At 47.7% G+C, this 19,616-nt stretch carries 19 protein-coding genes and 1 tRNA gene; 19 read left to right on the top strand and 1 reads right to left on the bottom strand.

What is annotated here, in order from left to right:
* Window positions 1-310: 310 nt before the first annotated feature.
* From yabP to ACSW3C_RS18715, 5 genes are all read left to right on the top strand, one after another.
* Window positions 311-607, top strand: a complete 297-nt coding sequence (gene yabP / locus ACSW3C_RS18695; RefSeq protein ID WP_184212190.1) for a sporulation protein YabP — start codon at window positions 311-313, stop codon at window positions 605-607.
* On the top strand, window positions 604-1,071 hold the full coding sequence (gene yabQ, locus ACSW3C_RS18700; RefSeq protein ID WP_486564438.1) for a spore cortex biosynthesis protein YabQ: 468 nt from the start codon (window positions 604-606) through the stop codon (window positions 1,069-1,071). Before yabP ends, yabQ begins: the two co-directional genes overlap by 4 nt.
* Window positions 1,072-1,127: 56 nt before the next feature.
* Window positions 1,128-1,544: an FtsB family cell division protein gene (locus ACSW3C_RS18705; protein ID WP_486564440.1), complete on the top strand. Its 417-nt coding sequence runs from the start codon at window positions 1,128-1,130 to the stop codon at window positions 1,542-1,544.
* Window positions 1,545-1,671: 127 nt separating this feature from the next.
* On the top strand, window positions 1,672-2,088 hold the full coding sequence (locus ACSW3C_RS18710; protein ID WP_238079125.1) for a S1 domain-containing RNA-binding protein: 417 nt from the start codon (window positions 1,672-1,674) through the stop codon (window positions 2,086-2,088).
* A gap of 147 nt (window positions 2,089-2,235) precedes the next feature.
* Window positions 2,236-2,703, top strand: a complete 468-nt coding sequence (locus tag ACSW3C_RS18715; protein WP_486564442.1) for a DinB family protein — start codon at window positions 2,236-2,238, stop codon at window positions 2,701-2,703.
* A gap of 47 nt (window positions 2,704-2,750) precedes the next feature.
* Here ACSW3C_RS18715 and ACSW3C_RS18720 read toward each other — a convergent pair.
* A tRNA-Met gene (locus tag ACSW3C_RS18720) sits at window positions 2,751-2,824 on the bottom strand.
* A gap of 215 nt (window positions 2,825-3,039) precedes the next feature.
* Between ACSW3C_RS18720 and ACSW3C_RS18725 the strand changes: the two genes are divergently transcribed.
* The 14 genes from ACSW3C_RS18725 to lysS all read left to right on the top strand — a co-directional run bounded on the left by ACSW3C_RS18725 (window position 3,040) and on the right by lysS (window position 19,327).
* A complete protein-coding gene (locus tag ACSW3C_RS18725) occupies window positions 3,040-5,448 on the top strand; it encodes a SpoIIE family protein phosphatase (protein ID WP_486564443.1) in 2,409 nt (802 codons plus the stop codon).
* Between the two features lie 32 nt (window positions 5,449-5,480).
* Complete coding sequence (gene tilS, locus ACSW3C_RS18730) at window positions 5,481-6,917, top strand: tRNA lysidine(34) synthetase TilS (RefSeq protein WP_486564445.1); 1,437 nt, start codon at window positions 5,481-5,483, stop codon at window positions 6,915-6,917.
* 71 nt (window positions 6,918-6,988) lie between these two features.
* Window positions 6,989-7,531 (top strand): hypoxanthine phosphoribosyltransferase, encoded by a 543-nt coding sequence (hpt, locus tag ACSW3C_RS18735; RefSeq protein ID WP_184212206.1) that lies wholly within the window; start codon window positions 6,989-6,991, stop codon window positions 7,529-7,531.
* Between the two features lie 129 nt (window positions 7,532-7,660).
* Window positions 7,661-9,682, top strand: coding sequence for an ATP-dependent zinc metalloprotease FtsH (gene ftsH / locus ACSW3C_RS18740; protein WP_486564447.1), 2,022 nt, complete (start codon window positions 7,661-7,663; stop codon window positions 9,680-9,682).
* A gap of 103 nt (window positions 9,683-9,785) precedes the next feature.
* The gene (locus tag ACSW3C_RS18745) at window positions 9,786-10,550 is read left to right on the top strand and encodes a type III pantothenate kinase (protein ID WP_486564449.1); all 765 of its coding nucleotides are present in this window, start codon (window positions 9,786-9,788) and stop codon (window positions 10,548-10,550) included.
* Window positions 10,551-10,564: 14 nt separating this feature from the next.
* Window positions 10,565-11,452 (top strand): Hsp33 family molecular chaperone HslO, encoded by an 888-nt coding sequence (hslO, locus tag ACSW3C_RS18750; protein ID WP_486564451.1) that lies wholly within the window; start codon window positions 10,565-10,567, stop codon window positions 11,450-11,452.
* Window positions 11,430-12,359, top strand: a complete 930-nt coding sequence (locus ACSW3C_RS18755) for a peptidyl-prolyl cis-trans isomerase (protein ID WP_486564453.1) — start codon at window positions 11,430-11,432, stop codon at window positions 12,357-12,359. Before hslO ends, ACSW3C_RS18755 begins: the two co-directional genes overlap by 23 nt.
* 223 nt (window positions 12,360-12,582) lie before the next feature.
* Window positions 12,583-13,512, top strand: a complete 930-nt coding sequence (gene cysK / locus ACSW3C_RS18760) for a cysteine synthase A (protein WP_486564455.1) — start codon at window positions 12,583-12,585, stop codon at window positions 13,510-13,512.
* 137 nt (window positions 13,513-13,649) lie between these two features.
* On the top strand, window positions 13,650-15,089 hold the full coding sequence (locus tag ACSW3C_RS18765; protein WP_486564457.1) for an anthranilate synthase component I family protein: 1,440 nt from the start codon (window positions 13,650-13,652) through the stop codon (window positions 15,087-15,089).
* The gene (gene pabC, locus ACSW3C_RS18770) at window positions 15,086-15,931 is read left to right on the top strand and encodes an aminodeoxychorismate lyase (protein ID WP_486564459.1); all 846 of its coding nucleotides are present in this window, start codon (window positions 15,086-15,088) and stop codon (window positions 15,929-15,931) included. Before ACSW3C_RS18765 ends, pabC begins: the two co-directional genes overlap by 4 nt.
* Window positions 15,932-15,936: 5 nt before the next feature.
* Window positions 15,937-16,785 (top strand): dihydropteroate synthase, encoded by an 849-nt coding sequence (folP, locus tag ACSW3C_RS18775; protein ID WP_486564461.1) that lies wholly within the window; start codon window positions 15,937-15,939, stop codon window positions 16,783-16,785.
* 12 nt (window positions 16,786-16,797) lie between these two features.
* Window positions 16,798-17,166, top strand: a complete 369-nt coding sequence (folB, locus tag ACSW3C_RS18780) for a dihydroneopterin aldolase (protein ID WP_486564463.1) — start codon at window positions 16,798-16,800, stop codon at window positions 17,164-17,166.
* Window positions 17,163-17,681, top strand: a complete 519-nt coding sequence (gene folK / locus ACSW3C_RS18785; RefSeq protein WP_486564465.1) for a 2-amino-4-hydroxy-6-hydroxymethyldihydropteridine diphosphokinase — start codon at window positions 17,163-17,165, stop codon at window positions 17,679-17,681. The genes folB and folK overlap by 4 nt, the downstream gene beginning before the upstream one ends.
* Before the next feature lie 155 nt (window positions 17,682-17,836).
* Entirely contained in the window at window positions 17,837-19,327 is a 1,491-nt protein-coding gene (lysS, locus tag ACSW3C_RS18790; protein ID WP_486564467.1) for a lysine--tRNA ligase, read from the top strand.
* Window positions 19,328-19,616 lie beyond the last annotated feature (289 nt).

Genomic DNA, 19,616 nt, shown 5'->3' on the forward strand with positions numbered 1-19,616 from the left:
GGAGCAAAGCCGTCCCAGACTTGCTTCAAAAAACAAAGCGTTTTGGGTAAAGGAAAGGGGCTGCCTTAATTTCTGTTAAACCCCAGAAATACGGCAAATCGAACCCTTCGTTGTTCGATTGGCTGAAGATGTGCCCGCGGAAAGCGTCCGTCCGAAACGGAAATCAATTTGACCAGCAACATATCATTATTAACAAAAGTTTATTATTTTTCTTTCGTTCAACAGCTCAGCATGTCAATTTAATTCCCAGTCATGTTTTTAATTCTGCTGCATAAGATGGCAGTGAACGTACAAGCAAAGGAGGAATACAATGCAAATTCAAACAGACAGTCCGACGTACGCCATCCCTTCCGGCGATCATGTGGTAACAATGCGAAACCGGAAGCGGATGGATATCACATCTGTGAAAACAATTGACCGGTTTGACCAAGAAGAATTTATCGTAAGAACCTCACAAGGCATGCTGCAAATACGGGGGGAGGAGCTGCGCATCGTTCATCTCGACGTAGATAAGGGGCTGCTCACATTGGAAGGAACCATTGGTACTCTCCAATACGACGAAGAAGAATCAGGGTCTCGAAATTTCCTCCATAAATTGTTTGGATGAGCCTCTCCGTCCAGTTTCTTAGTTTGCTTGCCATGATTGGGACAGGCATTGGGGCCGGAGCCATTATGGATATGGTCGGCACCGGCATTTCCCAGACAGGAAAAACATCCTGGATTCGAAGATATGCTGCCTGGCTGGAAATTATTTGCTGGATATTGATCGGCTGCGGCGCCTTTTATGTTCTCTTCCTCGTCCGTGACGGTGCGTGGCGAATGTATGACCCCGTTGCGCAAGTGAGCGGGCTGCTCTTATATGCAGCTATTTTTCATAAGCCGTTTCGTTTGTTCGGACGGATGATCATCTTGCTGATCTTGAAGCCGATTTGGTTCATCCTGCGGCTGATCGCAAGGATCATTCAATTCTTTGTCCGGGTGATTATTCGAATTTTGACAGTCCTCGCATTTCCGTTCACGACTCTCTTCTTTTTCGTCAAGAAAAGACTCTTCAAAAATAGTGCTGAATAAGCTATAATTGATAGACTATTGAAGAGAACGGAAAGTAATGAGAGGAAGTGCAGGACATGGAGCAAAGGAAGAGCAAGGCAGCCGCAACCGTTGCATCGATTGAAACTGAATATGTCCGCTCGTTGCGTAAGAAAGAGGATTGGCGAAATAAGCAGAGGAAGCGGCTGAAGAGAAAGCTTACTATCTATGCAATTTTGGCGCTGCTTATTTTTGGTGCACTGACGAACACGTTTGTGCAGCAAAAAAAGGCGTTGGCAAAAAAAGAGCAAGAGAAGGCGGAAGTGCTGGCGGATCTGAAGGAAGTAAAGGAAGAACAAAAATCCTTGAAGCAACAGCTCGTCAAGCTGGATGATGATGAATATATCGCCAAGCTCGCAAGGAAACATTATTTCTTATCCGAAAAGAATGAGATCATTTTCTCGGTCCCTGAACATACCAAGAAAAAGGGAAAAAAAGAGTCCGGAAAAGAGTAGTCTTATTGACACTCTTTTTTTGTTGGCTATAATGAGAGTAAGGATCTTGCGCAAGCAAGTGTCGCCGATGTGGTAAATAGGCTTCCGGCGAGAGCCGCTTAATTTTTTAAGGAGGAGCAATTTTTTTATGTCAATTGAAGTAGGCAGCAAGTTACAGGGGAAAGTTACAGGGATCACAAACTTCGGAGCATTTGTTGAGCTGCCGAACGGTTCAACTGGTCTGGTCCATATTAGTGAAGTCGCGGATAATTATGTAAAGGACATTAACGACCATTTAAAAGTGGGAGACATGGTTGAAGTTAAAGTGATGAACGTCGGAACAGACGGTAAAATCGGGCTCTCCATCAGGAAAGCAAAGCCTGAAGCAGAACGTCCTCAACGCCCTCAACGTCCTCGTCATGGTGGAGGCCGTCCTCAAACAGAACGACCTGAAAATTTCGAACAAAAAATGGCAAAGTTCATGAAAGATAGCGAAGAACGTCTTTCCACTTTGAAAAGAGCAACAGAGTCTAAACGCGGTGGCCGTGGCGCAAGAAGAGGGTAACTTGCTGGCTGTTTCAATTTAGGTCCATATATGTAATATGAATTAAGCAATTTTGGTGGCATCGTCCACTGAGATTGCTTTTTTTATTTGAGATAAAAGGATTCCGTCTCTCTGGAAGCGAATGAAATGGGAAAAGGGGGAATGACAATGGCTGAACACGTAATGAAGGGGTTGCAGCAGTATATCGAGTGGGTGGAAGCACTTCACACCCTGCCTGAACAGGAGGCGGCTATGCCGTATGCGGACGGGAAATGGTCGCCTAAAGAGATTCTTATGCATATGGCGGAGTGGGATCGTTACACATTGGAAGAGAGATTGCCTTATATGAAAGATAGCTCCACCGTTCAGGAAGTCCTTACGGATATTCCGTTCGACGAGTTCAATGCGGAAGCTGCGCGACAGGCGAGGGACAAAACGTTTGAGGAGATCAGGGCATATGCCGTGGACGTGAGAGGCCGTCTGCTTAGCGAGCTTGCGCAGGTGATGGAAGATCAATGGGACAAACCAATTCAAATTGGAGAGTTTACCATTACAATCCGTCAGTATTTTACCGATTTCATCGAACATGACCAGCATCATAAGAAGCAGATTGACTCTTTGCAAGTGACAGGATGAAAAAAAGCGGCTCCCGGGAAGGGGAGCCGCTTTCGTCTTTTTCAGTATAGCGGCGGAGGGAGTCGAACCCACGACCTCACGGGTATGAACCGTACGCTCTAGCCAGCTGAGCTACACCGCCATGAATGTTCATGAAGTTTGCTTGCGCTACCTTTTTGAACAACAATCAACATATTACATGCGTTTGTGATACATGTCAACTACTCTTCTAGAAAAAGTAGAGAAATTGTCCGTAACACGTCGAAAGATTTTTTGGCACCCTTGTCATGAACAGACAAAATCTGTTCCAAGTCCTATGTATACTTTGAGAAAAGCAGACATAGGGGGAATATGGAAATGAAGATGATAGGTAATTTGGAGAGACCGGTCAGTCAACAAATCCGCCACGCGGTCGAGTCGGTAATGAAGCGAAAACTGTATATTGCGCTGGCGGCTTTGTTCTTAGTAGGATCCTTTTTCTTATCCCAAGCAATTTTATTCGACTCCGCAGTCCCTTTCTTTTTGCCAATTTGGGCATTGGCGCAGCTCCGTTTCCGTAAGCATCTCCTGTGGGCATTTATTGGAGGAATGGCAGGGAGTGCGTTATTAGGAGTAGGACAAGCCGTCATTCATTTGCTGGAGCTGTTGCTTTTCAGCGTCGTTGTAAAGCAACCGCTGCTACGTAAGTCCATTCCGCTGACAGTGGCCGGTTGTATTATTGTCGTCCAAGTCGTATGGCAATTTATTATGTTTGGCGGAAATCCTCCGGTTATTGTCCAGCTGACGATCGGGTTTGAGGCGGTGATCGCCCTTTTCATGACATTTTTCCTCCTTGTCGCGTTTCCTCATACGGAACGGATTTTGTTTGGCCAATGGACTCCTGAGAGGCTGGGCGCCATTTGTATAGTCGGAACGATGGCGACAACCGGGATGGGCGGCCTGATGATCGGACCGGTGTCTATTCCAGGAGTCCTCTTGCATTTAACTATCCTTCTTGCGGCTTTAGCGGGTGGATTGCCGTTTTCTACGACAATCGCGATGATGATTGCGGCCATCGCCGGCATTGCGGAGCTTTCATTTACCGGCATGATGGCGGTATATGGAATGACCGGCTTTTTTGCGGGTGCCTTTCGAAGGCTCGGCAAGCTCGGAATTGCGACGGGAGGATTGGCCGTTTCCGTCTTCTTTCTTCTCTATGACTTAACATTGCCATTAGACGCTTCCCATTTTTATACGATAGCTGCCGCCTCGTTCCTATTTTTCCTTGTGCCTGCGAAGAAAATGGAACCGATCCGCAATATTTTTGTTTCGGAGAATCCAGATATGTCGGTAAAACGGCAAAAATGGTTGACCGATCGGATGAACGAGCAATTAAAGGACTTTCAGCAATTTGCTAACTTCATGTCCACTTTGGTGAATGACCGCTTTTCAGATGATCAAGAGGAGCCGGATCGAGCGATTCCGACGATCTGTCAGTCGTGCTTCCGGTATTCTAAATGCTGGGAAAATAAGGATGAAGGGATGGCGAGGCTTCTTTACGAATGGGAATCAACGTATTCTGCAACGAAAAAAGCGGCCCGGCACCGGGTGGAGGAGCGGATTAAACAGAAATGCATCCGGTCCAACGGGTTAATTACTGAAATGGAAGAGCAGTCGACGAACAGGCTGCTGATGGGGCAATTGCAGCACGGCAGGAAGATGCTCGCCCTGCAGCTTCGAGATATGAGCAGTCATCTGGAAAAAATCATGAGTGAAATAAAGGAGGATTTATCTGTTCATAAAGTGGCAGAGGAGGAATTGGCCAAACGGATGGAGCGGCAAGGAATCGAATTTTATCAAATCGATATCTTATCGGAGGTGAGAGGGGCCTATCAAATTGTCTGTTCAGTTCCGGAGAAACGATCGGCATTTGAAACGGATACGACTGTTGCTGAAAGGTTGATTGTGCCAATATTAGAAGAGATGTACGGAGAACCGTTCAAAGTGGCCAAATCTGTTGCGGAACAGCTTCCTTTTCCGCATCTCCAATTAACGTTCAGCTCAGCTGTCCGTTTTTCGATGGAATATGGCGTCGTGGCGACGGCGGGCACAGGGACTTTCTTTGCGGGAGATGCTTATGAAATTTTCCCGATTCATGATGGCTTGACAGCAGTCCTGCTCTCGGACGGAATGGGCCAGGATGTAAACGCTTACCGGGAGAGCCGAAAAGTGATCCGCCTGATGCGGGAATGCCTGGACCGGAAAATGGATCCCGAAACAGCGATGCATACGCTGCATTATATGATGTCGTTGAATGGGCTTGATGATATGTATGCGACACTTGATTTGGCATTGCTCGACTTGCAGGATGGCAAGCTGTGGTCATGGAAGGCCGGTTCCATGAGCACATACATTAAGAGAGGTCAGGAATTCATTCGCCTGGATAGCAAATCGGTGCCCGTCGGCTTCTTGCCATCCTTCTCGGTCGAAGCAAAAAATGAAGAATTGAAGTCGGGTGATTTGATTGTCATGTTGACGGATGGGATGTTCCATCCGAATGTGTCTATTGAAAAGCAGGAGCAGACACTCTACCGGATCCTGGATACGCATGGGGATTTAAGTGCGGAAGTAGTGTCGGATAAAATCATGTCAGAAATGGAGAGGAAGTTTGGGATGGTGGCGGATGACAGGACGGTGCTAGTCATGAAAATCGATCATATTTTGCCGAAGTGGCAAACAATCCGTCCGCATGATCGAATTATTTCCCGGGAAAGGGTGGTAGTATAGAAGCAAGATCTTGATGTAATGGAGGGTCCTAAATGGACAAGTTTGAGCGAAAAGTGATGGACTATATAGAAAGGAGAGCTTTGATTGAACGTGGGGACCGGATCCTAGTCGCTTGTTCAGGCGGCGTTGATTCGGTCGGCCTGCTTCTTTTTCTCGCCAGGCAGCGAGAACTCTTAGGCATTGAACTCGCGGCAGTCCATGTGGATCATATGCTGCGCGGCGAAGAATCAAAAGAGGATGGGATGTATGTAAAAAATCTTTGCGAGCAGACTGATATTCCGTTTTACGGTGGCCAGGTGCCAATACCCGAACTGATAGGAAAGGAAGGCGGCAATGTACAGGATGTTTGCAGAAAGGAGAGATATGGCTACTTTGCAAAAGTGATGGAGGAAGGAGGCTATACGAAGCTCGCAGTAGCGCATCATGCGGAGGATCAACTGGAAACGGTTCTTATGCAGCTGTCCAAAGGAAGTGTTCCTGTCGGGATGCGTGATGCAAGAGTGGTTGAAGGAGGCATGCTCATCCGTCCATTTATGGCGGTGAATAAATTGGAGATCCGATCATTTATTGAAAAGCTGGGGGTTACGCACCGTGAAGATCCGAGCAACGCCAGTGATAAGTATACACGCAACTATCTCAGGCATCATGCGGTGCCGCCGATTCTTAAAACAAATCATATGGCAGCGGTCAACTCGGTCCGAATGGCGGAGAGTCTCCAGGAGGATGATGCATTACTGAACGGCATGGCGAGCGAGGCGCTTTCCGGTATGCTTACATTGGCAGCTGAGTGTCTTCCGTCCATTGAAATAAAGCGGTTTGTTCGTATGCACCCTGCTTTACAAAAAAGGATGATTCCTCTACTATTAAATTATCTTTATCGTGGGGAAAAAATACCTGTCGAGTACAGTGCGGCACTTATCGAGCAGCTCCTGCGCCAAATGCAGACGGATGCTGGAAATGTGGCACTCCATCTTCCTGGCGGGTATCTTTGCATAAGGGAATATGGAGTTTTGCGGTTCGAAAAAAGCGTTCAACAGCCGGAGCCCGATCCACCAAAGGAACTGCTGAAAGGCGCCTGGACAAAGTGGGGGGAGCAGTACTTTTACTGGAATGCTGTATCTGCAGAAAGCCTGCCGCCTTCCATTGAATGCGAGGAGCGCATGTACTTTACGCTTCCTGCAGGGGAGTTGCCGCTTTTTGTGAGAGCCAGGAAAGACGGTGACCGGATTTGGCTGAAGGGAATGGCCGAACCGAAGCGGTTATCCCGCCTGTTCATTGATGAAAAGGTCGCTTCGCAGAAAAGGGAGAGACTTCCGATCATTGTAACTGCAAATGACGAAGTTTGCGCAGTGCCCGGCATTCGTTATGGAAAGTTGTTTTCCAGGCAGGCAATTGGGGAAGAGTATGTATTCATGGTGAAATCAGTTGGCAAATGTTATGGTCCCGATCAGGAATTGGCGGGTACATAAGTCCCTTCACTTCAATAAGTGGAGACGTATTTGTTTGTCCATCACATCATTTGGAAAGAGGAGGACTTTCGATGTTAGAGAAAGATATCGAAGAAGTATTGATTACTGAGGAACAACTTCAAGAAAAGATAGCGGAGCTTGGAGCTGTCCTGTCTGAGGAGTATAAGGATAAATTCCCGCTAGCCATCGGAGTCCTCAAAGGCGCTCTTCCGTTTATGAGCGATTTGATTAAAAGGATCGATGCATACATAGAATTGGATTTCATGGATGTGTCCAGCTATGGAAACGCGACAGTTTCTTCGGGAGAAGTAAAAATCGTCAAGGACTTGAATACGAGTGTCGAGGGAAGAGACGTCTTAATTATTGAAGACATCATCGACAGCGGGAAAACATTAAATTACCTTGTCGATCTGTTCAAATACCGCAAAGCGAAATCCATTAAAATTGTCACGCTGCTTGATAAACCGACCGGCCGGAAGGTGGACTTGAGTGCTGACCATGTTGGTTTCCTCGTTCCGGATGCGTTCGTTGTTGGATACGGACTGGACTACGCGGAAAAATATCGCAACTTGCCCTATATCGGTGTTCTGAAAAAGGAAATCTACTCTTTTTGAAAGCTTTCCGACAAGTCCTCCTCAAGGGCGACGGAAAGCTTTTTCCATAAGTCGTTTTCATTGTAGATTGGTTCCTATCTGTGTTAAGATTTACAATAGTTTTCTGTTGAAGAAATGAGGAGGCTTGGGATGAATCGAATACTTCGATACTTTCTATTATACGGACTGATTTTCCTTGCCATCATGGGGATTTTCAGTTCACTAAATAATCCGAATCCAAAGATGGAAGAGATCACTACTGACAAATTCTATAGTGAGTTGGAAAAAGGCAATGTTGAGTCCATCACACTTCAACCGGTCAATCTCGTCGTGAACGTCGTCGGGACGATGAAAGGGTATGAAGAAGGCAAGAAATTTACGACCAACATCCTGACCAGTGATACAACAGTGATGAACCAGTATATGGATAAGGGTAAGGCGAAAAATCCAGAGCTGATTATCAAGCAAGCTCCTGAAACAAGCGCGTGGGTATCCTTCTTTACAGGACTTGTTCCGTTCATCATCATTATCATCCTGTTCTTCTTCTTGTTGAACCAAGCGCAAGGCGGCGGCGGTGGCCGTGTCATGAACTTTGGTAAAAGCAAGGCAAAGCTTCATACGGATGAGCGCAAGAAAGTGCGTTTTTCGGATGTTGCGGGTGCAGATGAGGAAAAGCAGGAATTGGAAGAGGTTGTTGACTTCCTGAAAGACTCTAGGAAGTTTGCCGAGCTTGGAGCTCGCATTCCGAAAGGGATCTTGTTAGTAGGTCCTCCGGGAACAGGTAAGACATTGCTTGCCCGTGCGGTAGCAGGTGAAGCGGGCGTGCCGTTCTTCTCGATTTCCGGTTCTGACTTTGTTGAGATGTTTGTCGGTGTCGGTGCATCCCGTGTTCGTGACCTATTCGAGAATGCAAAGAAAAATGCGCCTTGTATTATCTTTATTGATGAAATTGACGCAGTTGGCCGTCAGCGTGGCGCCGGTCTTGGCGGTGGCCATGATGAGCGTGAGCAGACGTTGAACCAGTTGCTCGTTGAAATGGATGGTTTCGACGGTAACGAAGGAATTATCATTGTCGCTGCGACGAACCGTCCGGATATTTTGGACCCGGCTCTGCTTCGTCCGGGACGCTTTGACCGTCAGATTACGGTTGGCCGTCCGGATGTAAAAGGCCGTGAAGCAGTGCTAAAAGTACATGCTCGCAACAAGCCGCTTGATGAATCAGTTAACATGAAAGCTCTTGCGCAGCGGACACCAGGTTTTTCCGGTGCTGATCTTGAAAACTTGTTGAATGAGGCTGCGCTTGTTGCTGCCCGCAGAGGAAAAGCGAAAATCGATATGGCGGATATTGATGAAGCGACAGACCGCGTTATTGCAGGTCCAGCTAAAACAAGCCGCGTCATTTCCGAAAAGGAAAAGAATATCGTCGCCTTCCACGAAGCAGGACACGTTGTTGTCGGACTCATGTTGGATGACGCTGAAATCGTCCATAAAGTAACCATCGTTCCACGCGGCCAGGCAGGCGGATATGCAGTCATGCTACCGAAGGAAGATCGTTATTTCATGACGAAGCCAGAGCTTCTAGACAAAATCGCGGGTCTATTAGGTGGCCGCGTCGCGGAAGAAATCGTGCTTGGCGAAGTATCGACAGGTGCGCACAATGACTTCCAACGTGCCACAGGAATTGCCCGTTCTATGGTGACGGAATACGGTATGAGTGACAAGCTCGGACCGATGCAATTCGGCCAGGCGCAAGGCGGTAACGTGTTCCTTGGCAGGGATTTCAATTCCGAGCAGAACTATTCCGACTCGATCGCATATGAGATTGATCAGGAAATGCAAAGAATTATTAAAGAACAATACAATCGGACAAAACAGATCCTTACAGAGAATCGTTCACTTCTCGACTTGATCGCTACGACTCTTCTCGACGTGGAGACACTCGATGCCGAGCAGATCAATCATTTGAAAGATCACGGTACATTGCCGGAGCGTTCGTATGAGCGAAATGGCAAAGAAGAACAAGCCGATGCGTCGAAAGATGATACCGAATCAAAGGATGAAGTGAATCCGGATGTTACAGGTGCACCAAACGATCCATCTGTTGCGGATTTGCCGAAAGAAACTGGCCCAGAACGTCCTCTTCCATCAATCGAAGAAGAACGCAGGGACTGATAGGAAACAGTCGACTGACTTTTAAAAAAGCAGTCGACTGTTTTTCATTCAACCGATTATGGTATGATGTTCTGGAAAACCCGATGTTAGTGAGGAAACGATTATGATCTTAGTGTTGGATACAGGTAATACAAATATCGTGCTAGGCGTTTATGAGCAAGGCGAATTGAAATATCATTGGCGCATGGAGACCTATCGCCATAAAACGGAAGATGAGTATGCGATGTCGGTAAAAGGCCTATTCTCCCATGTCGGATTGGAGTTTAGCGACATCAATGGAATCATCATCTCTTCCGTCGTTCCGCCGGTCATGTTCCCGCTTGAACAAATGTGCCGGAAATACTTTGATATCCGTCCATTGATCGTCGGTCCTGGCGTCAAAACGGGATTGAATATTAAATACGAAAATCCGCGTGAAGTTGGGGCGGACCGGATTGTCAACGCCGTTGCAGCGATCCATGAGTATGGAGATCCGCTCATCATCGTTGATTTTGGAACGGCGACGACGTATTGCTATGTCAATGAGAAAGGCGAGTACATGGGAGGCGCTATTGCTCCTGGTGTGGGCATTTCGATGGAAGCTCTGTTTGACCGGGCATCCAAACTGCCTCGCGTCGAACTGGTACGTCCGGAACAGGTAATTGGAAAGAATACAGTTGCTGCGATGCAGGCGGGGATTGTCTACGGCTATGTAGGACAAGTCGAAGGTATCGTCGGCCGGATAAAGGCGCAAAGTAAAGTGGAACCGAAAGTCATTGCAACAGGCGGGCTGGCAGATTTAATTGCAAGCGAGACGGATGTCATCGATGTTGTCGACAGCTTTTTGACGTTAAAGGGACTTCATTTGATTTATGAGCGAAATGTGTAAGAGGAGTGGAAATGATGAGTGATTATTTGATCAGAGCGCTGGCGTTCGATAATACAATCCGGGCCTATGCGGTTCGTTCGACTGAAACGGTAAGCGAGGCGCAGCGCCGCCATTATACTTGGCCGACTGCGACAGCTGCACTTGGCCGCTCGATGACGGCTACCGTCATGATGGGTGCCATGCTGAAAGGCGAAGAGAAACTGACGGTTAAAATTGAGGGGAATGGCCCTCTTGGCCCGATCGTTGCTGATGCGAATGCAAAAGGCGAAGTTCGCGGGTATGCGACGCATCCGCAGACCCATTTCGATTTAAATGAAAAGGGCAAGCTCGATGTCCGCCGGGCTGTTGGAACAGAAGGGATGCTCACTGTCGTGAAGGATTTGGGGCTTCGCGATTATTTCACAGGGCAGGTGCCACTCGTTTCCGGTGAAATTGCAGAAGATTTTACGCAGTATTTTGTCGTATCTGAACAAGTGCCATCCGCAGTGGGGTTAGGTGTCCTTGTGAATCCGGATAATACCGTGAAAGCGGCAGGTGGATTCGTTATCCAAGTCATGCCGGGTGCAACAGATGAAACAATCACAGAGCTTGAGAAGCGTATTTCGACTGTTGAGCCGATCTCGAAATTGATCGATCGTGGATTGACGCCAGAAGAAATATTGGAGGAAGTTCTCGGCCGTGATAATGTCCAAGTGATTGACCGGATGCCGGTAACTTTCAGCTGCAATTGTTCCAGAGAGCGTTTTGGCAATGCGATCATCGGTCTTGGTGAAAAAGAGATTCGCGACATGATCGAGGAAGATGGCCAAGCGGAGGCGGAATGCCACTTCTGTTTAGAAAAGTATGTATATACGAAAGAAGATCTGGAAGGTTTTATTGATGAAATACGGTCACAGGCGTGAAGCGCAGGATACGGTCCATCCAGCTAAGCGTCGGCTGAAGACAAAGCCTTTGCTCATCTTGATCGGCATTTTGCTGTTCACGAACTTGCTTTGGTTCATCGGGTGGCTGATTCCCGATAAACAGCCGATCGAAGCGACGGAAGAAGTCGCTTCGGTCGCCGGCAAGCCGATCACGCGGGCGGACTGGCTACGGGCGATGGAAAAGAAAGTGGGCCGTGACGTGTTGCTGGAGCTGGTGAATGAACGGGTCATGGAAGAAGCGGCAAAGAAATACGGAATTAAAGTGACCGACGATGAAATCAATCTCGAGTTGGCGCTTATTTCAGCAGTGGATGGGCAAACCCATTCGGGCCTGGATGCTGAGGAGACGAAGCAGAAAATCCGCTCCAATCTCATCTTGGAAAAAGTATTGACGAACGATGTCGTGATCACGGATAAAACGGTCAAGGCCTACTATAAGGAAAACGAATCCTTGTATAATATCCAAACGGCTTATCGTACGGCCGCCATCTTCTTGCCGACAGAGGAAGAAGCAAAGAAGACGGTCGAGGAATTGGGAAAGGGCTCTGATTTCAATGCCCTTGCCAAAGAACGTTCCACAGATTTGGCGTCTGCCAGTCTGGGCGGGGATTTAGGCTACTTGAACGCCTCTTCAGAAACAGTGGATGGAGCAATTGTCAAAGCCGTTCCTACAGTAAAAGAAGGCGGCACAAGTGATGTCATCCGTTTGCAATCTGGTACATATGCAGTCATTCAAGTGAAGGAAGTCATCGAAGGCCGTTCTTTCTCTTATGATGAAGTGGAAGATCATATTCGGAGGGAACTTGCGCTTGAACAATTATCTCAATCTGTGACACCGGAAGCGTTCTGGAAGGAATTTGACGCGGAATGGTTTTACGGAAAGTGATAAAAATTTCGTGCGAATAAGAACGAAAGCGACGGAGAGCGGCGGGCTCGTGCGTCGCTTTTTTATGTTTCGGTTTATCACGGTCAGGGGAAAGGGACAAGGAGTGACAGAAGGGAATCATATTTTGGGGGCATTTCCTCCGAGTTGACAATTGGAACGAATGGAGCGTATTATTAATACTATAAAACATATGAAAGTAGTAGGGATTAGGAGAGGATACAATATGACAAGAGTGGGGAATTCAGTTGCGGACTTGGTCGGGCAAACGCCGCTTGTTCGTGTAAACAAAATGACGGGTCCTGAAGATGCAGAGATTTATTTGAAACTAGAGTATTTCAATCCGGGCTCCAGTGTTAAAGACCGGATTGCACTGGCGATGATTGAAGCAGCGGAAAAATCCGGTGAATTGAAGGAAGACAGCACGATTATCGAACCGACCAGCGGCAATACGGGGATCGGTTTAGCGATGATTGCAGCGGCAAAAGGATATCGTTCTGTCCTTGTCATGCCGGACACGATGAGCTTGGAACGGAGAAACCTACTGCGGGCGTACGGCGCTGATTTGGTGTTGACGCCGGGAGCTGAAGGGATGAAAGGTGCCATTGCAAAAGCGGAAGAGTTGGCAAAGGAAAACGGCTGGTTCATGCCGCAGCAGTTCAATAACGAAGCGAACCCCGAAGTGCACCGTCTGACAACAGGTCCGGAAATTGCGAATGCGATGGATCGTGTGGATGCATTCATTTCAGGTATCGGTACTGGCGGTACAATCACAGGTGTAGGCAGCGTATTAAAAGAACGCTTCCCGGAAGTGAAAATCGTAGCCGTTGAACCGGAAGACTCCCCGGTATTATCAGGTGGTAAGCCGGGACCACATAAAATCCAAGGAATTGGCGCTGGATTCGTTCCGAAGGTGTTGGATACGGAAATTTATGATCAAATTATCCAAGTTTCCAATGATGATGCGTATGACACGGCTCGCCGTGCAGCACGTGAAGAAGGCGTTTTAGGAGGCGTTTCTTCAGGCGCGGCCATTTTCGCTGCTTTGCAAGTAGCCAAGGAGCTGGGGAAAGGCAAAAAAGTAGTAGCCATCCTGCCGTCTAACGGGGAACGCTACTTGAGTACCCCTCTATATAACTTTGAGGAAAGCGAATAAGATGGAATACCAGCGGAGGGTGCAAGCGGCCCTCCCTTTTTTTATACATATTATTTCCGGCTCTTTTTTATAGTGGCGTAATTGCTCTTTTTCGCGTTAAGATGAGGGTACCAAAGCAATAGAAGGAGAATGTAAGAATGGATATTCGGCAACTGGATTATGAAACTGCGAAAATGACGAGAGAGGCATTTTTTTATGCATACAAAACGCTTGCGGGCGAAACGGAACGGCATGTTCTACTGGAAAGCGGCCGTACCGGCAAACTATGTATTGCTGGGATTAACCCGCTCGCTACGTTGCAGGCATCCGAAGGCGACTCATTGGAAGTGACTTGGCGGAATGGTGCAACGGAAAGTAAGGCAGGACATGATCCGCTGGAAGCGATGGAGTCATTTCTCGGCTCTTTTGAAGTTGGCTCTGTGCCTGAACTGCCTGAATTTCAAGGCGGAGCGATTGGATTCGTCAGCTATGATTATGTTCGCAGATACGAGACCTTGCCGTCTGTTGCGATAAACGATTTAGATACACCGGATGTCTATTTCTATTTGTTTGATCAGTGGGCGGTACTCGATACGGAGACCGAACAGGTTTATTTTATGGCACTGCCAGATCGTGGTGCATGCCCGAAGCAGATGAAGGAGAAATGGCTGGACGCTGCGGCAAAAGGGCTGGAGACGAGAAAATTCGATTTGCAGGTGAAAGCCGTTCCGACAGCGGTGCCTGAAGAGATCCGTTTTTCTGTAGATGCCGCGCAATTTGAGCGAATGGTGGTTGAAGTGCAGCGTTATATCGAATTGGGAGACGTTGACCAGGTGAATCTTTCAGTCCGCCAATCTGCAATGTTACAAGCGGATCCATTGGATATGTACGAGGCGCTGCGCGCAATTAACCCATCTCCTTATATGGCTTCAATTGGTTCACCTGATTTTGCCGTTGTGTCAGGTTCGCCTGAACTGCTTTTGAAAAAGCGCGGAGATGTGGTGAGCACGAGACCGATTGGAGGAACTCGGCCTAGAGGGAAAGATGAGGCAGAAGATCGAGAACTCGAAGCAGAATTGCTGTCGAATACGAAAGAGACGAGAGAGCATAAAATGCTCGTTGACGTCGAGCTCGATGACTTCAGCCGGATCTGCGCAGAAGGAACTGTGGAGACGGACGAGTTCATGGTCATCGAAAAGTATTCGCATGTCATGCACTTAGTGTCCAACTTGCGCGGAGTGGTGCGAGAGGATCAAACAAATGCAGACGTCATTCGGGGCGTCTTTCCGGGCGGGTCCATTACGGGAGCACCTAAAGTTCGGACGATGGAACTGATCGAGGAACTGGAACCGACGAGAAGAGGGTTATATACCGGCTCCATTGGCTGGATTGGCTTCAATGGCGACCTCGACTTGAACATCGTCATCCGTACGGCGTACATAAAAGACGGAGAAGCGTTCATCCAAGCCGGTGCAGGGCTCGTTTCGGATTCTGTTCCGAGAGCGGAGTATATCGAATCGTTAAATAAAGCAAACGCGCTATGGCAGGCGAAAGAAATGGCGGAAGCTGGCCGAGTGAAAAAAGGCATGCCGCTATGATCTGCTGGATGAATGGTGCTGTTTATCGAGCAGAGGAGCTTCGCATTTCTCCGCTCGATCACGGTTTCTTATACGGCGTCGGTTTTTTCGAGACGTTTCGGACATACGGCGGCAAGGTGTTTTTATTCAAAGAGCATATGACGCGACTGCGATCGGCTTTGAATGATTACAACATTTCATTCCCCTATACGGATGCTGACATCAAGGATGCCATCCGAATTTTGACGGAGAGTGCGAATGGAGAGGACGGTTATTTCCGTTTAAACGTTTCTGCGGGCGTGCATGAAATTGGATTGGCCCCCTCGGCATACGACACGCCGAATGTCCTGTTATTTCGGAAGGAACTGATGAAGACGGAAAGAGGGACCGAAAAGAAGGCGCAGTGGCTTTCTACGCCCCGAAACAAACCGGAATCAGGGGTGCGGCATAAATCACACGCCTACTTGAACAATGTCCACGGTCGTTTAGAAATCCAAAGCTTGCGAGATCAGGAAGGCCTCTTTTTGACGCCGGACGGCTTTGTGGCGGAGGGCGTGACGTCGAATGTCTTCTGGGTGAACAATGGACGGCTCTATACGCCAGCAGTCGGTACGGGGATTTTGCCGGGAACGACCCGGGCTTTCATCATCCGGCATGCACACCATGCAGGGCTTGAAGTGACGGAAGGCTATTTCAGGCAGAGGGAGCTGGAAGCGGCGGATGAAGTATTTATTACAAATGCCATCCAGGAGATTGTCCCGATCCGGAATATAGGATCATCTATATTTGCGGGGAATGAAGGGTTTTATTACAATCGATTGCACCAAATCTACAAGGAAGCAATTGAAGCGATTGAGGAGTGACAACTGTGGAATTGACATATGCGAATGACGTGTACCGGTTTGGCCGTACTGAAATTGATTTTAAAAAAGAGACGGTTGTAATGGGCATCTTGAATGTAACGCCCGATTCATTTTCAGATGGCGGTAAATACGGCCAGATTGACGCGGCGTTGCGACATGCGGAAGATATGCTGCGGGATGGCGCGAAAATCATTGATATAGGCGGAGAATCAACCCGTCCGGGCCACAAGCCGGTTTCCTTGGAGGAAGAATTGGACCGGACGATTCCGGTAATTGAGGTGTTGGTAAAGGAATTGGATTGTGTCATCTCCATTGACACCTACAAAGCCAAAGTGGCCGAAGAGGCATTGAAAGCGGGAGCTCATATTATCAATGATATTTGGGGAGCCAAGCGTGAGCCGGCGATAGCAAGTGTGGCGGCGGAGTTCGGCGCTCCGATCATTTTGATGCACAACCGAGAAGAGGCAGTGTATCAAGGCCCTTTCATGGATGAAGTCCTCCGCGACTTGGAAGAGAGCGTGAAGATTGCGATCGAGGCGGGCGTTCCGCAGGGCAACATCTGGTTAGATCCGGGGATTGGATTTGCGAAAGACACCCAGCAAAATGTGTGGACGATGCAGGGGCTGCGCAGAATTTCAGACCTGGGTTATCCAGTCCTGCTCGGTACGTCACGCAAATCAATGATCGGTGCGATACTCGGACTGCCAGTCGAAGAGCGCATGGAAGGAACAGGCGCCACCGTCTGCTTCGGCATTGATAATGGCTGTCATATCATGCGGGTGCATGACGTGAAAGAAGTATCGCGCATGGCGAAAATGATGGATGTTCTGGCGAATAAAATGGAGGTTAAGTAAGGGGGACTTCTCATGGATTATATTCATTTGCACGAAATGGAGTTTTACGGATACCACGGTGCGCTTCCTGAAGAAAACCGGTTGGGTCAGCGCTTTCGGGCTACTGTGTCACTGGCGGTTGAGTTGCAAGAAGCGGGCCGGACGGACGATTTGAATAAAACGGTGAATTACGCAGAAGTATATGAACTAACCAAGTCAGTCGTGGAAGGGCGTCCGTATCAGCTGATCGAAGCGGTCGCAGAAGAAATTGCAGCACAAGTATTACGAGCATTTTCGGATAAGGTAACAGGCGTCCGGGTTGTTCTCGTGAAGCCGGATCCACCGATTCCGGGACACTACTCGGCGGTTTCCGTGGATATCACCAGGGGGCGTTTCGAATGAACACCGCATATATTTCAATTGGCTCCAATATCGGGGACCGGCTGCATCAACTGATGGATGCTGTCCGATCGTTGCATGGCCATAAAGGGATTACTGTCGCTAACCTTTCATCGGTGTATGAAACGATTCCGGTTGGATATACCGACCAAAGTGACTTTTTGAATCTCGTCGTGAAGGTGGAGACGAGCCTAAGCGCGCAAGATTTACTTTCAGTATGTCAACAAATTGAGAATGAACAAGGGCGCGTCCGAACGGTTAGATGGGGTCCGCGGACGGTAGACCTTGACATTCTGCTCTATAATAACGACAATATTGAATCAGAGAACCTGCTCGTGCCGCATCCTCGTATGCGTGAAAGAGCTTTTGTTCTCATTCCGCTGCTGGAAATGGACCCGCTCATCGAACATCCGGTGACCGAATTGCCATTTGCGGCAGAGCCTGCTGTATTGGACAGCGGAGTGGTGCGTTGGATGGAAGCTAAGAGGCTTGTGGATTTTTGGAGCAAGCCGGAATAAAGAGTTTCTTCTATATACGGTGTATATTTGTATGAAGGATGAAGAAAAGCCGTCATCTAACGTGGCGGCTTTTTTTACATAGGCACTTTGTGTACAATAAGGTTATGCCATAAGTGTAATGTACGAACAATGGTTAAAAGGAGTGAACGAAGGAAATGTCCCATTTGGATGAATTGAACGATCAACTATTGGTGAGACGCCAAAAGATGGATGAGTTGAGAGGGAAGGGCATTGATCCGTTCGGCATGCGATTTGAACGGACGCATCTTTCCAATGAAATACAAGAAGCTTATGAAGGCGTTTCGAAAGAGGAGCTGGATGAGCAGGTAATTGAAGTGAAAATTGCTGGACGGATCATGACGAAGCGCGGAAAAGGGAAAGCCGGCTTTGCGCACGTGCAAGATCTTGGCGGCCAAATTCAAATTTATGTGCGTCAAGATGCGGTAGGCGAAGAGGCATATGAATTGTTCGATGATGCAGACCTTGGAGACATCGTCGGTATTAAGGGCCTTGTATTCAAAACAAAGGTTGGAGAACTTTCTATTAAGGCGAATGAATTCACGGTCTTAACGAAAGCGCTGCGTCCTTTGCCTGATAAATTCCACGGTTTAAAGGATATTGAACAACGGTATCGCCAACGCTATTTGGATTTGATTTCTTCCGAGGAAAGCAAAGAGACATTCATTACAAGAAGCCGTATCATTCAATCGATGCGCCGTTACTTGGATAACCAAGGCTTCCTTGAAGTGGAGACGCCTATGCTGCATTCCATCGCGGGAGGCGCAAGTGCGCGTCCGTTCATAACGCACCATAACACGCTTGATATGGAACTTTATATGCGTATTGCGATCGAACTGCATTTAAAACGCCTAATTGTCGGCGGCCTTGAAAAGGTATATGAAATCGGACGTGTATTCCGTAATGAAGGAATCTCGACGCGCCATAATCCTGAATTTACAATGATGGAACTGTATGAAGCGTATGCCGACTATGAAGATATTATGGAATTGACGGAGAACATGATCGCCCATATGGCTCAAGATGTGCTCGGTACAACAAAGGTTCAATATGGCGAGGACATGATCGACCTGGCTCCGGGTTGGAAGCGACTCCATATGGCGGATGCGGTTAAGGAATATACAGGTGTGGACTTCTGGAAAGAGATGTCGAAGGAAGAGGCACATGCACTTGCCAAAGAACATGGCGTCGATGTAACAGCGATGATGGAAGTGGGACATGTCTTAAATGAGTTCTTTGAACAAAAAGTAGAAGAGCAGCTGGTTCAGCCTACATTCATTTACGGACATCCAGTCGAAATCTCTCCACTGGCGAAGAAGAATCCGAAAGACGAGCGCTTCACGGATCGTTTTGAATTGTTCATCGTACGGAGAGAGCATGCGAATGCCTTCACTGAATTAAATGACCCGATTGATCAGCGTGCCCGTTTTGAAGCACAGCTTGTCGAAAAGGAACAAGGCAATGATGAAGCGCATGAAATGGACGAAGACTTCATTGAAGCGCTTGAATATGGCTTGCCGCCTACAGGCGGACTTGGCATTGGTATCGACCGTCTGGTCATGTTATTGACCAACTCCCAGTCGATCCGCGATGTATTGCTATTCCCGCAAATGCGTTCAAAGGATTAATTACTTGCCCGCATAACACGTGAAGTGCGTTGTTATGCGGGTTTTCATAACTTCTTATGTAAAAACAAATGTTTTTTTGAAATAGGTATTGCAAACAAGTTAGAGAGCTGTTATATTAAATAACGTTGCACTTCCGATAAACAAAAACAACGAAAAACGGTTGAAAAAGAAATCGAAAAAAGTTGTTGACAGGAAGTCGACAGAGTGGTAAGATATAAGAGTTGCTGCTACGAGCTAGCAACGAAGTGAACCTTGAAAACTGAACAGCAAAACGTCAACAATAAAGTCT

The organism is Sporosarcina sp. AD_1 (assembly GCF_057373025.1).